Raw genomic sequence first — 18496 nt, 5'->3', positions numbered from 1 at the left:
ACCAGTTCCTCTACTGATTAAAGTTTCACGTTATATTCTCTACTTGTCACTATACCCATTTCTTTACGACTTGTATAGCCACCTGCTAAAAATGTCAAAAATTCGCCCTACTCTTCCTTTTTTATTGAAAAAAATCAGGTGTTACTTCGTTGGATTTTTGTCCTTTTTGTTTTGTTTGGGAATTGTAAGGGACTACATAGTACGTAGGACTGTCGAGCAGATTCACACGTTCTTTTTCAAACGTTCCTTTTCCCTTCACTTTTCCAATTACTTCGGCTTTATCCCCTTTTTTCTCATAAACATAATAAACCGCTCTTTTATCAGATGAAGGTGTCCACGATAGATTTACCGTGAGCAAACCAAATGGATGGAATGTCAATTCTTGTTTCAAGTCTTTAACCTGCTTTAACCGTATTGGTTTTGGGAGATCTTTAACGCCCGCTGGCTTTTGAAACTTAGCTTCATCATAACCAGCTCTTGAGAGAATGTCTTTAAATAATAGAGTCGGATAAGAACTTCCTTTTGTTAAATAATGCTGATTATTTGTAGAATCATACCCCATCCAAACGCTTCCTACAACATCTGGTGTATATCCAACAAACCAAGCATCCCTTGTGGCTCCTTTAACATTTGTATACGAAGTAGACCCTGTTTTCCCTGCTAATTCTCCTTTAAATTCTCCATTCTGTGCCGTTCCTTCTTTAACAACTCCTTGAAGCATTTTTGTCATATACCAAACCGTCTGCTTTGAGAAGACTTTGTGAGTTTCGGGAGCGGCTTTTACAATTACTTTGCCATCTTGATCTTTTATTTCTTGAATGAAGTACGGTTGAATGTTCTCTCCGTTTTCAGCAAATGCCCGGTACACTCCTGCTAATTGAAGCGGTGTAATTCCTTCTTTTAATCCTCCAAGAGCTATAGCAAGCCCTTTGTCTTCTAAAGGAATTCCTAGCTTTGTGAGATACTGCTTACTTGTTCCAACCCCTAGCTGATCCAATGTCCAAACAGCAGCTGCGTTTTTAGAATCCTTTAGGGCATCGTACATCGTTACGTTTTTAGCATATTGGCCGTCTACGTTTTTAGGTGTGTATCCCCCGTAGCTTCTCAGCTTGTCTTGCAGTAAAGAATAAGGCTTAAATTGCCCTTCTTCTAATGCAGGGCCATATACCGCAATAGGTTTCATCGTAGACCCTGGCTGTCTTTTCACATTGACGCGATTGAGCGATTTCTGTACATAATCTCGTCCTCCCATAGCAGATAAAACTCCTCCGCTTTTATTATCGACTAATACAAAAGCACCTTGGGCATTGTTATCTGTACCTGGAAAATAACGATTTTCTTTCATCAACTCGTATGCGGCCTCTTGTACTTTTATACTCATCGGTACTTTGACCGTATAACCTCCGCGAAGAAGCTCATTGCTTGAAATGCTGTATTTCTTCTCTGCTTCTTGAATAACCATATCGATATAGGTTAAATACGCTGGGTTTTTAGCCTGCTCCTTTATGTTCAACCCCAGCGTTCTTCCTTGTAAACGAACATTTTTTTCAACTGATAAATAACCTGCTTTTTGCATAGCATTTAACACAATATTTCTACGTTCTATACTTTTTTCTGGATGTAAAATAGGAGAATAAGAATTCGGTGCTTTCGGCAGTGCAGCGAGCAACGCACCTTCTTCTACCGTTAATTCGGAGACGTCTTTATTGAAGTAAAGCTTGGATGCAGCTTGGATTCCATAAGCTCCGTGTCCAAAGTATATTTGGTTCAAATACATTTCAAGCAGCTTTTGTTTACTGTAACGCTGCTCCAAGTTAATAGCCACAACGACTTCTTTTGTTTTTCTAAGCAGTGTTTTATCATTAGATAAAAACACATTTTTAGCCAGCTGCTGTGTTAAAGTACTTCCCCCTTCAACACTTCCTCCGGCCAATATGTCCCGGTATAATGCTCGACCAATAGATTTAAAATCAATTCCGTGATGTTCATAAAAACGGACATCTTCAATTGAAACAAATGCTTGTTGTACATACTTTGGAATCTTGTCAATTGAAACCAAATCCCGATTTTTTACGTAGAGTTTTGTCAACTCGTCTCCATTTTCATCCACTAATCTCGTAGCCGAGTCCATGACGATCTTTTTTTCATCGATTACATAGTTTCCAAGAAACAAGATGATAATATATCCAATCAATCCTAACAGAAAAATTCCAACTAAGGCAGCAATTGCGTATAAGCCTTTTTTGTACATAGTGCCACCCCTTTTTTTTCGCTAAACTTTTGATAATATGGAAAACAACTTCATCAATGTTTTACTTTACCATCTTCATTCGAAGTTCACAATTTTTGAATTTTTGTGTGTGAAATTTTATAATTTTAGTATGATTTACAATTGTAAATTGTATGCAATTCCCAATTAGAAAGGAAGTATAATCCATGAAGATCTTTATTACTTACGGAACAGGCCCTTACCTTCAGAAGTTGATCGATGAACATCCAAACGAACGTTTATTATTGCTTCATAAAGATGACGATCAATTTGCACTAGTTCACGAAACAGATGGAGATACAATTTTTAAAGAAGGACATGCTTATGAAGTATTAGATACTTCTGGAGATCTTGCAGAGAGTGGATTTGCTGTACTAAATAATATTTCAGTTACAGATGAAGGTCGTCCTTTATTTGAGCAGCGATTTAGCCAACGGGCTCGGTTAATTGAAAATGAACCAGGGTTCTCAGCCATTCGGGTGCTTCGTCCACTACAAAATGACACATACATTATCTTCACAGGGTGGAAAGATGAAAGTTCATTTAGCGATTGGCAGTCTTCAAAAGCCTATAGTGAAGCACATAAAAAACGCGGTACGTCAGAAGGAGTGGATCAGCAACCATCGGTTTTCTCTCGACCTTCTTATGTGACCTCATACCATGTAGTTAAATAAGTAAACGTCCTCCTAGTAGGCGAGTATCACAATAGGCACATTCGTCATATTGTATACTACATCACCTATTGGGAGGAATTTTTATGGGCATAGAGCTTGGAGCTCTTCATTGGATGTATGTCCTTTTTATCGCTTTAATTATTGGCTTTATGATTATGCGACGAGATACGAGTATCCTTTGTATACTCGGGATTTTCTTACTTTCCTTAACCGCTACCTCTTCGTTGAGCCACTCCGTCAGCGCTGTTTTTTCCAGCTTCATTTATGCCATTACAGAACTGCTTCCTACCATTTTAATTATTTCAATTATTGTATCCATGAGTAAAGTCTTAATGGCTACAGGAATAAATGAATCGATGATTTCACCTTTTGCTCGCCTCATTAAAACACCTACCCTTGCCTATTGGATTATCGGATTAGTTATGATGACAATCTCCTATTTTTTCTGGCCTTCTCCAGCTGTTGCTTTACTTGGAGCCGTGCTTTTACCAGTTGCCATCCGCGTAGGGCTGCCCGCTATAGGCGTAGCTGTAGCGATGAATTTATTCGGTCATGGCGTGGCTCTTTCAGGAGACTTCGTTATTCAAGCTGCTCCTAAACTAACAGCTGATGCAGCAGGCCTTCCAGTTCACGAGGTTGTTCAAGCAAGTGTCCCTCTTGTCATTGTGATGGGAGTCGTTACAACGCTCTCTGCTTTTTACTTTCTAAAACAAGATATGAAGCACAATAGAATTGAGGCTCAAACAACAATTTTAACAAGCAGCTCTTCGGTCCAATCCACACCTCTTTCTTCTTCAGTACGCCGTGCATTAGCCATTGCGGTCCCACTTTTCTTTGCTATAGACGTTTGGGCAATGTTCGCTCTTCATTTACAGGGAGGAGATGCGACTGCTCTCGTTGGAGGTACAGCTCTGTTTATTTTAGTGGTGGTGTCGCTTATTGCTCACAAAGGAAAAGGTCTCGAACAAACGACTTCCTACTTGATTGAAGGTTTGCAGTTCGGTTTTAAAGTATTCGGTCCCGTTATTCCAATCGCAGCTTTTTTCTATTTAGGAGATGCTGGATTCACAACAATCATTGGTGACTTTCTTCCGAAAGGGTCACATGGACTTGTAAATGACCTAGGCGTTGCACTTGCTTCCACTGTGCCGTTAACTGCACAAGTCGCTACTGTAACGATAACGGCTCTAGGAGCTATTACAGGGTTAGACGGTTCAGGCTTTTCAGGCATTTCACTTGTAGGCTCTGTTTCTCATTTATTTGCATCTGCTTTAGGTTCGGGCGCTGCCACGCTAACTGCTCTAGGTCAAATTGCTGCAATTTGGGTTGGAGGAGGCACCTTGATTCCGTGGGCTTTGATTCCAGCTGCTGCGATTTGCGGAGTCAGTCCATTCGAACTCGCCAGACGCAATTTAAAACCTGTAGCGATTGGATTAGTCGTCACTACAATTGTCGCGATGTTCCTAGTTTAAACAAAAGCCCCCTTCTTTTTATAAAGGGGGCTATATGTATATATTTTTTACATACCTTTTGGAAACTCTTTTTCTGCTGAAGGTTTTACATATGCATAAACAAGCGTGTAGAAGAAAATGCCTGCAATAAGCCACATAAGCCCTAAGCTATAGCCAGCTAAGACGTCTGTTAAAAAATGTTCTCTTAATAAAATACGGCTTACACCGATTAATAAAACGATTAAAGTAATTGCACGCTGATACCACTTGGCTAACTTTTGATTGTTCATATGCTTTGTCAGGAAAAAGATAATCAGACCGTAGATAAGAATTCCCATCATCGCATGGCCGCTTGGAAAACTGTAGCCTTCGATGCCTGCAAGTGGACGTCCTCTCTCTACTGCATCTTTAACTGCTTTATTAATAACATCACCGCTTAAAATAAGTAAAAATGCCGATATCATACCAATATAGTCTTTCTTGAAAAATAAAAATATGATCAGTACAACTAAAAGAACAATAATCATCAACTTTGAAGCTAAAAAAGACAAGCCATGAAAAACAGATGACGTTGACTGAAGAATGATGCTACCATCCATAGCTGAAACAATCCAGTGATCTCCTTGAAAAGAATCTGTCGACACAGCAAACAACACTCCTAAAAAAATAAGACCCGCAATTCCAAACACCCACACCATTTTTTTGTATAGGGATACGGTTTGTGAATCTACCATATGGTTACCTCCTATTGTCTTATGAGAAAATTGGTAAAAAACTCATTCTTTGTTCCTATTCCTCACCTTATGTATCTATTATGTATATAAAATATTTCAGGATTCAATTACTTTTTTCAACAATAACGCTTACATTCTTTTCTTTTTCATAGATAGTGATATAATAATTAAAATGTCAAAAAATTCAAAATGTTATTCAATTTATAAAGAAAAGAAAGGATATGGTCATGTGAATTCCAAGCTACATACTTTACTTGAAGAAAAATTTAGTGAAATGGTTCAAATTCGCCGATATCTGCATCAGTATCCAGAACCATCCTTTAAAGAATTTCAAACCGCTGCCTACATTCGCTCTTTTTATGATAAAATCGGTATTTCTTATCGAGCAAATGTAGGAGGAAACGGCATTGTAGCAAGCATTCAAGGAGGAAATCCCGGTCCTACTGTGGCTTTGAGAGCAGACTTTGATGCCCTCCCTATTCAAGATGAAAAAGATGTATCGTATCAATCAACTGTTCCAGGTGTAATGCATGCATGTGGCCACGATGGTCATACGGCTACTCTTTTAGTTCTCGCTAAAGCTCTTTTTGAAATAAGAGACTCTCTTCCTGGTAACATCGTCTTCATTCATCAGCATGCCGAAGAGTACGCTCCCGGAGGCGCCAAGTCCATGATTGAAGACGGGTGCTTAAACGGTGTGGACGCGATATTTGGAACGCATTTATGGTCATTGACTCCAACTGGTGTGGTTCAATATCGAACCGGCCCTATTATGGCTGCTGCTGATCGATTTGAAGTTACGATCAAAGGAGCTGGTGGACACGGTGCACAGCCTCATAAAACAAAAGATGCAATCGTCATCGCCTCTCAGCTTGTCGTTAATTTACAGCAAATTGTGAGCAGACGCGTAAATCCGATTGACTCAGCGGTTGTGAGCATAGGTTCTTTTGTAGCAGAAAATGCATTTAACATTATCGCCGATTCTGCTCGGCTAATTGGGACGGTAAGAACATTTAACGAAGATGTGCGAAATGATGTCGAAAGAGAAATCGAGCGAATTGTCCAAGGTACATGCCTAACAGCAAATGCTTCTTATGAGCTGAGTTACACGCGCGGCTATCCTTCCGTCGTAAATCATCCGGAAGAAACGGCTTTTCTTGCTTCTGTTGCTTCTCAAATCGATGAAGTTCATACGGTCGAAGAAACGGAGCCTCACATGACTGGGGAAGATTTCTCTTATTATTTGCAGCATATTAAAGGAACATTCTTTTTTACCGGGGCTCAGCCAGAAAGTGTAGATGCTCCTTATCCTCATCATCATCCTAAATTTGATTTTAACGAAAAAGCAATGCTTATAGCAGCTAAAACGCTTGGTACGGCTGCTGTCGAATATTTAAAGGAACAAGCTCCTTCTAAAAACGTCATAAAAGCTAATTAATTATTCAGCAAGCATTCGTCCGAATAAGCAGACGAATGCTTGTTGTTTTATTTGAGGAAACTTTTTCTTGTTTAAAACGTAGTATTTATATCGAATGAAATGAGGTGACTTTCTTGAATACGTATGAAGAAAAAGTGTTACAAGAAGCTGAACATTGGAAATTTAGCATGTTGAAGCGACCTTCCAAATTTCAACGTACCGCAAAATCTTTACAACTTAAAATAAATGAAAAAATCCCTGCTAAGGTTCATACGATTATGACTGAAAGTATAAAAAAAATGGTTGAAACCACGCTTGTTGGATCCGATTTCACTACTAAAAAAAGAGATGTCAGCGGTCTTTCGTTTGAAGAGAAAGAAAAAAAGATTTTGGAGCTCATACCTAAGTACAAAAAAACAGCTGCCGTAGAAGGAGCTGGTACTGGTGCCGGCGGTCTCCTTTTAGGTGCAGCAGATTTCCCGCTTTTTCTTTCCATTAAAATGAAGTGTTTATTTGAGATTGCTGCTACGTATGGTTTTGACGTAAAAGAAAAAGAAGAACGAATTTATATGCTATATATTTTTCATCTTGCTTTTTGCAGCGAAGACCATAGAACTAAGCTGCTCGAAGTAGTAGAAAGCTGGGAGGAAAAGAAAGCAGAACTTCTTGAGCTTGATTGGAAAGCCTTTCAACAAGAATACCGTGACTACATTGATGTCGTGAAAATGTTTCAGCTTATGCCGGGAATTGGAGCTGTTATAGGTGCATATGCCAATTATCAGCTTCTTGATCATCTCACAAAAGTAGCGATGAACGTCTATCGGTTTCGGATATTGTCTTCATCTCGAAAGTAGTCTAAAGCGTAAAAAAGCTCCAAACGGAGCTTTTTTTACGTTAATTTTTTATTTACATATGCATTTACAAATAATTGAATAAATACAGCACCGGCTATCACGGAAAGCAGTGCGGCAATGATATTAGAAAAAGCCACCACTATGGCGAGCACAAGAATTTGTACATACAGCGCTTTTTTCCATACGTTCAAAAATGCCTTTTTTCGTTCTTTAGCTTGGACCGGATAGAGAGAAAGCCATAAAATCTGCTTATGCTGCTTCCAAAGCGGCAGTAATTGAAAACCCGTCATGTACGTGACAAACAAGACAACCACTATATTGCCGTATTGAAAAGGCGCAGCTACAATTAAAAATCCGCCAATGACAGTTAAACGAACGAGTAAACTTAAATAATCTCCTGATCGCAAAAATGTTCTGGTGTACAAGTAATGGTAAGTGGCACTTTGACGAAATGAAATACGTGTTAATAGCCAATCTAAATATCTACGGCGCTTGATTCGTTCTTTCACCTGGGGAACGTCCGTAAATAAATTAGCTAGTCGATAAAAATAGCCCATACGCTTTTCTTCTAAGTCAATTAGCTTTTCCCATTTAATCGGCTTTCTTTTTGTAAGAGAGCGATAATAAATGGCCAGAGCAATCATAATCACCGCTACGATTCCTGTAAAGAACACGTATGCATGTGAAAATAAGAAATACGTAAAAACCGCGTTTAAGAAAAACCTGACGATATAATCTGTCCACTTGGCCCACTTTTCTTCAAACCATACGGCCCACCAAGACATGCCTAGGTTTACAACTTTCAGCATGAGTAATAGCAGAAAAAACACAAAAACGTTTGAGTAAGAATCAGGCATTACTTTTACATGAAGAGGCGCTGCTGCACCCGTTGCAAATAATAAGATATAGAGCTGAATCGTAAACGTAAACCAAAAAGATTTTTTAAAATAAGGCTGCAGCTTCGTCTCCAACGGAAGTAAAAAAACCAAATCAGGTCGTTTTAAAAACGTTTGAATTTGACCCATTGTTAAAATTAATCCCATAAGTATCCCAATCACTACAGCCGAAGGAAACGCAGGTGTTAGTGTACTCAACCACTGTTGATAATAGTAGGCCAAACCGCCAATCGCAAAAATTAACACTAATTTAATATGGTCATTTAAGATATATTTTGTATATCTTCTTACATCCACTAAATACTGCTGAAATCGTTGCTTCCATAATGCATCAATCTTACTCATAGCCTTCTTCCTTTGTTAATTCAATATAAATTTCATCAAGAGTAGCATTGCGCATCTGAAATTCTTCTTGAAGATCCTTAAGCGTTCCTTGCGCTCTTACTTCTCCATTATGTAAAATCACGAATTTATCGCAGTAGCGTTCCGCAGTCGCCAAAATGTGTGTGGACATTAAAATACCTGCCCCTTGCTTTTTCATATCCGTCATCAAGTCAAGTAAAGATTGAATACCAAGCGGGTCTAAACCTAAAAAAGGTTCATCAATAATATAAAGAGACGGCTGAACTAAAAAGGCACACATAATCATAACCTTTTGCTTCATCCCTTTTGAAAAATGCGCAGGAAACCATTTTAATTTTCGATCTAAACGAAATTCTTTTAACAGCGGCTGCAGACGAGCTTCATACGTTTGAGGCTCAAGTCCATAAGCCATAGCCGTTATATCTAAATGCTCTTTTAACGTTAATTCATCGTATAACACAGGAGTTTCTGGAATAAAGGTAAATTGGCTTCGATAACCTGTGGGGTCTTGTTGAAACGTTTTATTGTTAATGGATACACTTCCTTTTTTTGCTTCCATTAATCCAATGATATGTTTAATCGTTGTACTTTTGCCGGCTCCGTTTAAGCCGATTAACCCAACTAATTCACCTGCATTCACATCAAACGATACATCTTTTAAGACGGGAGTTTTTGTATATCCCCCTGTAATATTGTTAATTTGTAATAAAGGACTCATCACTATCTCCTTTTATTTGTTCTTTTTGGCTACAAGCGCAAGTGCTATTTGCTCTATTGTATCAAATCTTTTTCTTCCTCACATCGTTTTCAATTCTTTTCGGTTAATTTTTCCAGAATATAAACGAAATATCAGGACATTCTATATAGGGAAGAAGGAAAACGAGTTATTGATTACAACTAATCATTACAAAGCTTCTTACATTTGGGATGAGGTGTCTACAGCAGGCATATTTCAGAAAACCTTATTGTAAATCGATGTATGTTTGATTCATAAGGGGATGGTAGTCATGAACGTAGTAAGAATGTATATAATGGGTAGACAATAATGTTCATTTATTACTGTGTAAATGAGGTGTTTGTCAAAGACCAAGAACGTTTTCGTTCACATTGTATATTTTTTAGCTCAATGCTTAAATGAGGTGTTTGTTAAAGAGAATATACTTTTTCAAGTTACTGTTTCATTAAGCAATGGAATTACGTAAATGAGGTGTTCCTTAAAGATCATATGATGCATTAAAAGCTGCTTTTTCCTTCTTCACATGACGGGATGCATAATCGTTTGCATCCCGTTTTTGTGTATAAAATACCAGTGGCTATTTCTTGCCTGCTGATTGCATTTCTACTTTGTGGTAAAATAAACGTACATGTATACCCATACATTTATACTGGTAACGGAAGGTGAAAATAATGAGCACACATGATGAAAACTGTATTTTTTGTAAAATTATTCGCGGTGAAATTCCAGGTGCAAAAGTATTTGAAAATGAACATGTATTAGCTTTTTTAGACATTAGTCAAGTAACAAAAGGTCATACGCTGGTAATTCCAAAAGTACATAAAAAAGACATTCACGAACTAACACCGGAAATTGCGCGCAATTTATTTGAAGTGGTTCCTCAAATCGCTAATGCAATTAAAGAAACCTACAGCCCAATCGGCTTAAACATCTTAAATAATAACGGTGAAAAAGCTGGTCAATCAGTGTTTCATTATCATATGCACATTATTCCTCGCTACGGGGAAGGCGATGGCTTCGGTGCCGTGTGGAAAGAACATACAAGCGAATACACGCCTGAAAAACTTCAAGAAATTGCCAGAAATATTTCTTCTCGCCTTTCTTGAAACAAAAAAAGCTTACATCCGTAAGCTTTTTTGTTTTGTCTATTCATTTGCCATGCATTTAATCCGTTTATGATATAAAACATACTGCGGCCTTTCATTCATTATGAACGATTTTCTGCCTTAACTTCTAAATTCATACGCTCTTCAATCAATTTTGTTAATGCCTTCGATCCTTCAGGCACTAAATGGACACCGTCTGATGTAAAGTATTCAGGGTGTTTAGAAGCCTCTGAGTACCAATCAACGAGCGTGACATTATCAAACTTTTCAGCAGCAGTTTTCAAGTTCTTGTTCACAGTGCTTTCCCAAGAACGAGGAACGCGCGTATTTACTAAGTAAACGTCCGCGTGTGAAAAAGCTTTTAATAGTTGTTCAAGTTCTTCATTCGTAAAATAACCGTTTGTTCCTAACTCAATAATCACTGCGCTGTTTGCATTATTAAACGCTTGATAACTAGGAGTTAGCTGCAGTGCTTCATTAAGTTGCCTTCCTACTTTTCCATCAATCGTAATACTAAGCGGCATCTCTTTAAGATTAGGAGCAATATCCAACATGACTGAATCTCCAATTGCAAGAACGTCTCTATAAGAATTTGGCTGCTGCTTTTCTTTTCCATCAGATTTTTCTTCTCCAGAATTCGTTTTCCCGTTCTCTGCTTTTTTATCCTCCGCTTTATCCTTATCTTTGACAGAAGTTGAAGCATTTTCTTTATGATTCGTTTGAATTTTAACCTCTGTCTCTTTGGCTGCCGTTTCATCTTTTTGCTGCGTACTAATAGCAAAGCTTGTCATATCTGCTGTGAATAGTGCCAAAAAGAAAATCAGACTGCCCAAAACCGCTTGTCTCGAACGAGAAAGATTACGCCATTTAAAAAGCTCTCTCGGGTGGTAGTGCCGGAAATAATAGCGAAAGCCGCGTGTGCGGATAGGCACTTCGATGTAACGATAAGAAAGTTCAGCAATAATAAATGTAATTCCCACTTGCAACAGCGCATGCCAATAGACTGGGCGGCCAATCTCGGATACAGGTGTTGTAAGAACAATAACCGGATAATGCCACAAATAGATACCGTATGATCTTGTACCAAGCCAGCGAAGCGGTTTAAATGACAGAGTTTTTCCTAAAAAACTACTAGGATGACTAATCGTTGCAACCAACACAGCGGCGTTTAAACAAATCAACAGCATTCCGCCTTGATAAAGAAAAGATGCATGAGTATATTCATCAACGCTCCATACGCAGAGAATAAATACAAAGAAACTCACCATACTTACCACGTTTAATATTTGTTTGCCCGCGGCTGGAAGGTTTTTTGATGATAAACGATACATTGGCCAGACAAATGCAAGTAAACACCCAATTAAAAGTGCAAACAGCCGAGTATCGGTCCCATAATAAATGCGGCTAGGATCCCCACCTGGCTCATATAAAAAAGACATCAGAATGGCTGAGGCCATTATTCCCGCTAAAATGAAAAGAGAAAGAATTCCTCTCTTTTTGATAAACTTTAAACCCAACAATAAAACGAGTGGCCAAACAATATAAAACTGCTCTTCAATAGCAAGTGACCATAAGTTCTTTAATGGAGATGGTGATCCAAAACTATCAAAATATGAAACTTTATGAAAAATAAACCACCAGTTACTCATATAAAAAATAGACGATAATGCATCGCCTCGTAGCGTTGTTAACAATGGTCGATTAAATAAAATAACCCACGCTGCAGTTAATGCTACCATCACATATACAGCAGGAAGGAGTCTTCTCGTACGGCTAATCCAAAAGTGCTTCAAATTTTCCAAAGGATTTTCCCAAGATTGCACCAGTAAAATTGACGTAATTAAATACCCTGATAGTACAAAGAAAACGTCAACTCCTAAAAAACCTCCAGATGCCCATCCAAAGCCTAAGTGATAAGCAATGACAGCCATAACAGCAAAGGCTCGAAGTCCATCTAAACTATATATATACCTATTTTTCTTTTCTTTTGCACTCATAAAAATGCCTCCAAGCAATATGTACAACAAATTTCTTTTTCAATAAATATTAATAATGTTACGCAATTGTTACATTTTTGTTACAAAAATCATTATATACAATATTATTACTTTCTTCAATATATCACTTACTTAAAATCAAAGAATAAGTAAAAAGAAACAAATTCACTATCTATCTTCTTCATAAATTACTAATTTAGTAGTAGTCATATCGATTCTATCTGCACATCACTAAAGCCTAACACTTTTCTTTCACCTTACCCGTTTTGAAAATAGAAAAACTTCACACAATTGGTGAAGTTTCTACGTTGTCTTTAGCATATCTATATGTGGGAGTCCTTCATCTGAATAAATATCGGAAATAGGTCTAAAACCAAACGATTCATAAAATGTCTGAAGCCTGCTTTGAGCTTGAATTTTAATTATTTTTTCATGCCACTCATTCTCTAGAAAATCAATTCCTTTCGCTACTAGTTCTCTTCCGAGACCTGTACCGCGCTGTTCCTGTTTGACAATAATGCGCCCAAGAGAAGCTTCCTTATAGCTAATTCCTTTTGGTAAAATTCTAAGGTACGCGATAATTTTTTCATTCTCTTTTTTGAACAAATGATAAGCAAATTTGTCCTTTCCATCTACCTCTAAGTAAGCGCACTGCTGTTCGACAACAAAAATAGCGGTCCGAACCTGTAAAATTTCATAAAGTTCATCGTTTGTGAGCTCTTGAAATGATTTTATGCACCAAGTCATAATCCGTTCACCTTTTCTTATTGTTCTTTTTCAATTAAATTCAGCGTACGCTCGAGCCAATTGATATAGCTTGTCTCTCGATCTTGAGCACGAGATAGCACTAAATAATGACCAAATTGAGGAGAAGAAACGGTAATATGGTGATTAACTTGTTCTAAAAGGTCATCCATTCGTTTCTTTAAAAAAGTCAGCTTCACTTTCCTGCTTGATAATTGATTATCTATTTGCTGCTTTAACTCTTCTATTGACATAGATGAAGCAAAATAAGCTTTTAACATAAATTCATCTTTAGTTGTTTCAGGAATAGGATCAATGGTAGTGAGCCATTTGCTTAACTCGTTTCTTCCTTCTTCCGTTATCGAATACATCTTTTTTTCTAATTTTTTGCCTTGAATCACCGTTTCATAGTGAATAAATCCCTCTTCTGTTAATCGCTTTAACTCAGGATAAATCTGGCTGTGCTTAGCACTCCAAAAATTACCGACCTCTTCTCTAAAAAGTCTGGTAATGTCATATCCACTGAGCTCCTTCTGATTTAAGAGCCCTAATATTGCATATTTTAATACTCTCATTCTGTTCCTCCAGATTATTTCTTCCATCAGTATAGCATATAAACATTTCGTTTACATGTTTACCAAAACATGTTTGTATATACTTTTTATTTATCTTTTTTCTATTATTTTTTCTTTACAGATTAATTTAAATTTTTGAAAAGTTACCTCCACAATCAATGGTTTTCGTGATAGTATAATGGTATTCTTTCTGACATCAGTCATTAGCCATTTTGTATGATGAGTGTTCGAACTAATTTGAGGAGGAATTAATGTGATTACGTTAAACAGAGCTTATAATTTTAATGCAGGTCCATCTGCGCTTCCCCTACCTGTCTTACAACTTGCTCAAGAGGAGCTAGTTAATTTCAAAAATACAGGTATGTCTGTGATGGAATTATCACATCGCAGTAAAGAGTTTGAAGATGTATTAACACATGCTAAAGAAATACTAACGGAATTGCTTAATATTCCAGATACACATGAAATTTTATTCCTGCAGGGCGGAGCAAGCCTGCAATTCTCTATGATTCCAATGAACTTTTTAGCTCCCGATCAAGTCGGTGCATATGTGCTAACTGGATCATGGTCAGAAAAAGCGTTAAAAGAAGCAGAGAAACTTGGAAAAACAGTAGTGGCTGCTTCTACTAAAAAAGAGAACTACCGCTCTATTCCAGCGTTAGAAGATTTAAAGCTTCCAAAAGAAGATGTTGGATACTTGCATATCACGTCCAACAATACCATTTTTGGTACACAATGGGCTGACTACCCTTCTATTGAAGGAGTGGACTTAATTGCTGATATGTCAAGCGACATTCTTTGCCGTCAAATTGATGTATCTAAGTTCTCACTCATTTATGCTGGTGCTCAGAAAAACCTCGGACCATCTGGTGTAACGGTTGTCATTTTGAAGAAAGAATTGCTAAAACGTATTCCTGAAGGTTTACCAACAATGCTGAACTACGAGACCCACGTAAAGAGCAACTCTCTTTACAACACTCCTCCAACGTTTGGTATTTATATGCTTTCACTTGTTTTAGATTGGATTAAAGAACAAGGTGGGGTTAAAGCAATTGAAGCCCAAAACCATAAAAAAGCTAAGTTACTCTACACGAGCATGGAACGTTCAAACGGTTTCTATAACCCTCATGCTACAGAGGAAAGCCGGTCAATTATGAATGTAACGTTTACTTTACCAAACGATGAGTTAACAGCCGCATTTTTACAGCAAGCAAAAGAAAAAGGCTTCGTAGGATTAGCCGGACACCGCTCGATCGGCGGATGCCGCGCTTCTATTTACAATGCTGTACCGCTTGAAGCGTGTAAAGCCCTTGCCGTCTTTATGGATGAATTTGCGCAGGCAAACGCATAATTGGCAGAATTAGCTGATTCTTTTTTCACATAAATATGTTATAATCAGTATGTAAATATATGCAATGGGCATAGGCGCACTATTGGTATATTTCGAGCTTAGCTTAGAAGAGGAGAGATGAGAAATGAATACAAAAGTTTTAGTTTCTTTAGCGTTATTAGTCGGAATTGGAGCGGTTCTCCACACGGTGGTACCTCCTATTTTATTTGGAATGAAGCCAGATATGATGTTAACAATGATGTTTTTAGCAATCCTGTTGTTTCCTAGCGTAAAAAATGTGGCATTGGTTGGCTTAACGACAGCGGTTATTTCTGCTTTAACAACAAGCTTTCCTGGTGGACAAATTGCAAACTTAGTTGATAAACCAATTACAGCATTTGTTTTCTTTGCATTATTTATGCTTGTGAAAAGAGCAACAGGTATTAAAACACCAGTTGCTGCTGCTTTAACAGCTGTTGGCACGCTCGTATCAGGAACCGTATTCTTGTCAGCTGCCGCACTAATCGTCGGCTTGCCGGGCGGAAATAGCGTCATGGCACTTATTGCTGCAGTTGTATTACCTGCAACAGTAGTTAATACAATCGTAATGGTGGTTATTTATCCGATTGTTCAATCCGTTCTAAAGCGCACAAACATCAAAGCAAAATTATCGTAACGTCAAGAGCCTGATTTAATTAAGAATCAGGCTCTTTTTTTACACCAAAAGTAAGGCCCCCCAAGTTTGGAGGACCTTTAAATAAAACGGTTCATTTATAGTATGTTGCTGACCTTTTTAATAAGAACCTACAGTTAGACCTTTAACTGATTGTTTAAAAAGAAATAATACAGAATTTTTTCACTTAAATTTCATTTGCTGCTAATACAATACGTATAAAGACTTACTATGTAATAAAGGTTTAAGTTCTCCATCCTAGGTTACATAATAAAGTATAAGGGCCAATAAAAAACTTGCAAAAGCCACTGTTGCACATGTAAGAGACTTTTGTTTAAGCACATGTTTAGGTGGATATGATGCCGTTCTAGTTGTAAGGCTAAACCATTTAAAAGCAGCCAGAAAAAAACTCAGGCTGATTATCAAAAGAATAAACAAAGCTATCCCATGTTGATAACCTCCTTCTTTTGTATAAATCTATGCTATTTTTTTATAATTATGTCAGAAGGAAGTATTAGCACTTACTTTACTACATAGGAGGAACTAAATAATGAGTAGAATGAAAAAGCTAGCAGCTGGAGCAGCAATTGGAAGCGCCGTAGCCGCTATTACAACGCTTCTTGTTACTCCATATTCAGGACGAGAACTTAAACAGCGTGTAAGCTCTCGAAAAGACCGAGTTAACGCTTCACAACAAGAGCTCTCAACAAAAATAAAAGCGATTGCTCAACAAGTACAAATGACCGCCAGAGAAGGAAATACTATAGTGAAAAATATCGCAAGTGACCTTTCTAATACCCTTGGTCAGTTTAAAGAAGAAATTGTCCCTCATAAGGAGTCTATTCAGCACCATTTGAGAGAAATCCAAAATTCTTTGTCAAACCTAGAAGAACATGTACAGACAACTAAAAATCCCAATGAAAAAATTGACAAAAAAGAAGGTTAAAACGCCTTCTTTTTTAATTTTTTAAAATTTTGTAAATTTACATCTTTATAATTTTTTATTTTATTGGCATAATAGAAGATAAATAAAAAAAGAGACTAAGTAGGTGGGAGAAGATGAAAAAGACTAGTGATCAAGATTACAGTTTGAAAGAAGCACTTCTATTTAGCCAACGCATTGCCCAATTAAGTAAAGCCCTTTGGAAAACCGTAGAGAAGGATTGGCAGCAATGGATTAAGCCTTATGACCTTAATATTAACGAGCATCATATTTTATGGATTTCATATCATTTAAATGGGGCTTCTATTTCCGAAATTGCTAAGTTTGGAGTTATGCATGTTTCCACTGCATTTAACTTCTCCAAAAAACTAGAAGAACGAGGTTTACTTGAGTTTTCTAAAAAAGAAAGCGACAAGCGAAATACGTACATTCAGCTGACAGATAAAGGAGAGGCCATTTTACTAGATTTAATGGAACATTATGAACCTTCTAATAATTCGGTGTTCAGCGGCGCACTTCCGTTGCGCGACTTGTACGGCAAATTCCCTGAGTTTATGGAACTGATGACCGTCATTCGCAAAATTTACGGTGAAGATTTTATGGATATCTTCGAGCGATCTTTCCATCATATCGAAGAAGAGTTCACTGAAGAAGATGGAAAACTTGTCAAGAAAGAGAAAGAAAACCATCAGGAGACTATTTCAAACTCTTAATGGTTAGTCCCTTATCCATTGAATAATTTCAAATAATTCATTCATCACATCTTGATAAGAAGGTTGATAACGAAGCGACTCAACCGTCTCTCGAGGATTTAATTTATAATTCAGCATACCAACAAATTGTGTAAGAAGCGGAACAAAGTCTGTTAGGCCTTCCGCTTTTTGCTCAATATATTCGTTTTTTATGTCTTCGCACAGAATTAAAATCTCCTCTACTTCCTTCTTTGTAAGCTGATTTCTTACCACTAAATCAATAAATGGTTTAGCTTCTTGTTCAGATGTCCCAGATAACAGTTTTATGTAATATTCTAAACGTGATACTCGAGATTCTAAAGTTTCCATCCGCTTCCCCTACTCCTTCAACGTTCATATACCTCTACTCCATATTGTACATGATTCATTCATGTTCTTCCAAATAATTCTTTCTTCGTCACTCACATTTCCTGTTTAAGTCGCACCCTATAAAAATTTTCATATACTGATTATATACTCACTGCATATATTAATATAAATCCCTCTGTCCTTTTGAACAATGGCTAATTGTTACTCATTTCTTATCCATTCACTTTGCTATTTCGTTTAAATCCTATTTCTCAACTTCTCGACTGCTCTTTATAAAATAAAACCTGCATTTCTATGTACATACCGTTTGAAATTCTTTGCTCAACTGTATATATAACTATCTATTTTACCGCTTTTTTGGTAATGTTAATATAGATATTTGTAAATTCATACAAAGCTGTACTATATAAATGACTATAAGACTTTTTGTCTTTGTCACACTGATTTTGTTAGGGGGATTTTTATGTACATATTCTTTATTGTATTTGCACTATTCATTTTATTCTACATCAATGCACTAACAAATACATTGTGTATTCAAAAAGAAATTCCAACCGAAAAACAGCCTAAAGTTTTTCGTACGATTAATGTATTGATTACCATTTTATTAGTTTCATCTTATATTGAAGTATCATTTACATAAAAAACGGTGAGATGTCTCACCGCTTTTTTA

At 37.2% G+C, this 18496-nt stretch carries 18 protein-coding genes; 10 read left to right on the top strand and 8 right to left on the bottom strand.

The window, feature by feature from the left end:
* Positions 1-121: 121 nt before the first annotated feature.
* The gene (locus tag ACLHDF_RS31795; RefSeq protein ID WP_413922318.1) at positions 122-2251 is read right to left on the bottom strand and encodes a transglycosylase domain-containing protein; all 2130 of its coding nucleotides are present in this window, start codon (positions 2249-2251) and stop codon (positions 122-124) included.
* 185 nt (positions 2252-2436) lie between these two features.
* Between ACLHDF_RS31795 and ACLHDF_RS31790 the strand changes: the two genes are divergently transcribed.
* The gene (locus ACLHDF_RS31790; RefSeq protein WP_413922317.1) at positions 2437-2943 is read left to right on the top strand and encodes an antibiotic biosynthesis monooxygenase family protein; all 507 of its coding nucleotides are present in this window, start codon (positions 2437-2439) and stop codon (positions 2941-2943) included.
* Positions 2944-3026: 83 nt separating this feature from the next.
* Positions 3027-4415 carry a hypothetical protein gene (locus ACLHDF_RS31785; RefSeq protein ID WP_413922316.1) on the top strand — a complete coding sequence of 463 codons (1389 nt, stop codon included), beginning with the start codon at positions 3027-3029 and terminating at the stop codon, positions 4413-4415.
* 47 nt (positions 4416-4462) lie between these two features.
* On the opposite strand, the gene ACLHDF_RS31780 is transcribed toward ACLHDF_RS31785, so the two are convergent.
* Complete coding sequence (locus ACLHDF_RS31780; RefSeq protein WP_413922315.1) at positions 4463-5128, bottom strand: phosphatase PAP2 family protein; 666 nt, start codon at positions 5126-5128, stop codon at positions 4463-4465.
* A 229-nt stretch (positions 5129-5357) separates the two neighbouring features.
* On the opposite strand from ACLHDF_RS31780, the gene ACLHDF_RS31775 reads away from it, so the two are divergent.
* Both ACLHDF_RS31775 and ACLHDF_RS31770 read left to right on the top strand, forming a co-directional pair.
* Positions 5358-6566, top strand: a complete 1209-nt coding sequence (locus ACLHDF_RS31775) for a M20 family metallopeptidase (RefSeq protein WP_413922314.1) — start codon at positions 5358-5360, stop codon at positions 6564-6566.
* Positions 6567-6679: 113 nt separating this feature from the next.
* Positions 6680-7399 (top strand): EcsC family protein, encoded by a 720-nt coding sequence (locus ACLHDF_RS31770; RefSeq protein ID WP_413922313.1) that lies wholly within the window; start codon positions 6680-6682, stop codon positions 7397-7399.
* A gap of 35 nt (positions 7400-7434) precedes the next feature.
* Here ACLHDF_RS31770 and ACLHDF_RS31765 read toward each other — a convergent pair whose 3' ends face one another.
* Positions 7435-8640, bottom strand: coding sequence for an ABC transporter permease (locus ACLHDF_RS31765; RefSeq protein WP_413922312.1), 1206 nt, complete (start codon positions 8638-8640; stop codon positions 7435-7437).
* Positions 8633-9376: an ABC transporter ATP-binding protein gene (locus ACLHDF_RS31760; RefSeq protein WP_413922311.1), complete on the bottom strand. Its 744-nt coding sequence runs from the start codon at positions 9374-9376 to the stop codon at positions 8633-8635. The genes ACLHDF_RS31765 and ACLHDF_RS31760 overlap by 8 nt, the downstream gene beginning before the upstream one ends.
* Before the next feature lie 689 nt (positions 9377-10065).
* On the opposite strand from ACLHDF_RS31760, the gene ACLHDF_RS31755 reads away from it, so the two are divergent.
* On the top strand, positions 10066-10500 hold the full coding sequence (locus ACLHDF_RS31755; protein WP_413922310.1) for an HIT family protein: 435 nt from the start codon (positions 10066-10068) through the stop codon (positions 10498-10500).
* Positions 10501-10601: 101 nt separating this feature from the next.
* On the opposite strand, the gene ACLHDF_RS31750 is transcribed toward ACLHDF_RS31755, so the two are convergent.
* The 3 genes from ACLHDF_RS31750 to ACLHDF_RS31740 all read right to left on the bottom strand — a co-directional run bounded on the left by ACLHDF_RS31750 (position 10602) and on the right by ACLHDF_RS31740 (position 13816).
* Complete coding sequence (locus ACLHDF_RS31750; protein WP_413922309.1) at positions 10602-12497, bottom strand: acyltransferase family protein; 1896 nt, start codon at positions 12495-12497, stop codon at positions 10602-10604.
* A 303-nt stretch (positions 12498-12800) separates the two neighbouring features.
* Positions 12801-13244, bottom strand: a complete 444-nt coding sequence (locus ACLHDF_RS31745) for a GNAT family N-acetyltransferase (RefSeq protein WP_413922308.1) — start codon at positions 13242-13244, stop codon at positions 12801-12803.
* 17 nt (positions 13245-13261) lie between these two features.
* Positions 13262-13816, bottom strand: coding sequence for a PadR family transcriptional regulator (locus tag ACLHDF_RS31740; RefSeq protein WP_413922307.1), 555 nt, complete (start codon positions 13814-13816; stop codon positions 13262-13264).
* A 253-nt stretch (positions 13817-14069) separates the two neighbouring features.
* Here ACLHDF_RS31740 and serC point away from each other — a divergent pair, with 253 nt between their 5' ends.
* From serC to ACLHDF_RS31720, 4 genes are all read left to right on the top strand, one after another.
* Complete coding sequence (gene serC, locus ACLHDF_RS31735) at positions 14070-15167, top strand: 3-phosphoserine/phosphohydroxythreonine transaminase (protein ID WP_413922306.1); 1098 nt, start codon at positions 14070-14072, stop codon at positions 15165-15167.
* Between the two features lie 124 nt (positions 15168-15291).
* Positions 15292-15822: a tryptophan transporter gene (locus tag ACLHDF_RS31730; RefSeq protein ID WP_413922305.1), complete on the top strand. Its 531-nt coding sequence runs from the start codon at positions 15292-15294 to the stop codon at positions 15820-15822.
* A gap of 547 nt (positions 15823-16369) precedes the next feature.
* Positions 16370-16765, top strand: a complete 396-nt coding sequence (locus ACLHDF_RS31725) for a YtxH domain-containing protein (protein WP_413922304.1) — start codon at positions 16370-16372, stop codon at positions 16763-16765.
* Between the two features lie 113 nt (positions 16766-16878).
* Positions 16879-17475, top strand: a complete 597-nt coding sequence (locus ACLHDF_RS31720; protein ID WP_413922303.1) for an HTH-type transcriptional regulator Hpr — start codon at positions 16879-16881, stop codon at positions 17473-17475.
* 3 nt (positions 17476-17478) lie between these two features.
* On the opposite strand, the gene ACLHDF_RS31715 is transcribed toward ACLHDF_RS31720, so the two are convergent.
* Positions 17479-17823 (bottom strand): DUF1878 family protein, encoded by a 345-nt coding sequence (locus ACLHDF_RS31715; protein ID WP_413922302.1) that lies wholly within the window; start codon positions 17821-17823, stop codon positions 17479-17481.
* A gap of 463 nt (positions 17824-18286) precedes the next feature.
* Here ACLHDF_RS31715 and ACLHDF_RS31710 point away from each other — a divergent pair, with 463 nt between their 5' ends.
* Complete coding sequence (locus ACLHDF_RS31710) at positions 18287-18466, top strand: hypothetical protein (RefSeq protein ID WP_413922301.1); 180 nt, start codon at positions 18287-18289, stop codon at positions 18464-18466.
* Positions 18467-18496: the final 30 nt, after the last annotated feature.

It is taken from the genome of Priestia megaterium, from assembly GCF_046599315.1.
GTDB classification, from domain to species: Bacteria; Bacillota; Bacilli; order Bacillales; family Bacillaceae_H; genus Priestia; species Priestia megaterium_F.
The sequence above is the reverse complement of the archived record's forward strand: the minus strand, read 5'-3'. Positions and strand labels throughout refer to the sequence as shown.

Coding starts and splice junctions, on each gene's coding strand:
- ACLHDF_RS31795 (WP_413922318.1), bottom strand. CDS start 2,251: ATGTACAAAAAAGGCTTATACGCAATTGCTGCCTTAGTTGGAATTTTT.
- ACLHDF_RS31790 (WP_413922317.1), top strand. CDS start 2,437: ATGAAGATCTTTATTACTTACGGAACAGGCCCTTACCTTCAGAAGTTG.
- ACLHDF_RS31785 (WP_413922316.1), top strand. CDS start 3,027: ATGGGCATAGAGCTTGGAGCTCTTCATTGGATGTATGTCCTTTTTATC.
- ACLHDF_RS31780 (WP_413922315.1), bottom strand. CDS start 5,128: ATGGTAGATTCACAAACCGTATCCCTATACAAAAAAATGGTGTGGGTG.
- ACLHDF_RS31765 (WP_413922312.1), bottom strand. CDS start 8,640: ATGAGTAAGATTGATGCATTATGGAAGCAACGATTTCAGCAGTATTTA.
- ACLHDF_RS31760 (WP_413922311.1), bottom strand. CDS start 9,376: ATGAGTCCTTTATTACAAATTAACAATATTACAGGGGGATATACAAAA.
- ACLHDF_RS31755 (WP_413922310.1), top strand. CDS start 10,066: ATGAGCACACATGATGAAAACTGTATTTTTTGTAAAATTATTCGCGGT.
- ACLHDF_RS31750 (WP_413922309.1), bottom strand. CDS start 12,497: ATGAGTGCAAAAGAAAAGAAAAATAGGTATATATATAGTTTAGATGGA.
- ACLHDF_RS31745 (WP_413922308.1), bottom strand. CDS start 13,244: ATGACTTGGTGCATAAAATCATTTCAAGAGCTCACAAACGATGAACTT.
- ACLHDF_RS31740 (WP_413922307.1), bottom strand. CDS start 13,816: ATGAGAGTATTAAAATATGCAATATTAGGGCTCTTAAATCAGAAGGAG.
- ACLHDF_RS31730 (WP_413922305.1), top strand. CDS start 15,292: ATGAATACAAAAGTTTTAGTTTCTTTAGCGTTATTAGTCGGAATTGGA.
- ACLHDF_RS31725 (WP_413922304.1), top strand. CDS start 16,370: ATGAGTAGAATGAAAAAGCTAGCAGCTGGAGCAGCAATTGGAAGCGCC.
- ACLHDF_RS31720 (WP_413922303.1), top strand. CDS start 16,879: ATGAAAAAGACTAGTGATCAAGATTACAGTTTGAAAGAAGCACTTCTA.
- ACLHDF_RS31715 (WP_413922302.1), bottom strand. CDS start 17,823: ATGGAAACTTTAGAATCTCGAGTATCACGTTTAGAATATTACATAAAA.
- ACLHDF_RS31710 (WP_413922301.1), top strand. CDS start 18,287: ATGTACATATTCTTTATTGTATTTGCACTATTCATTTTATTCTACATC.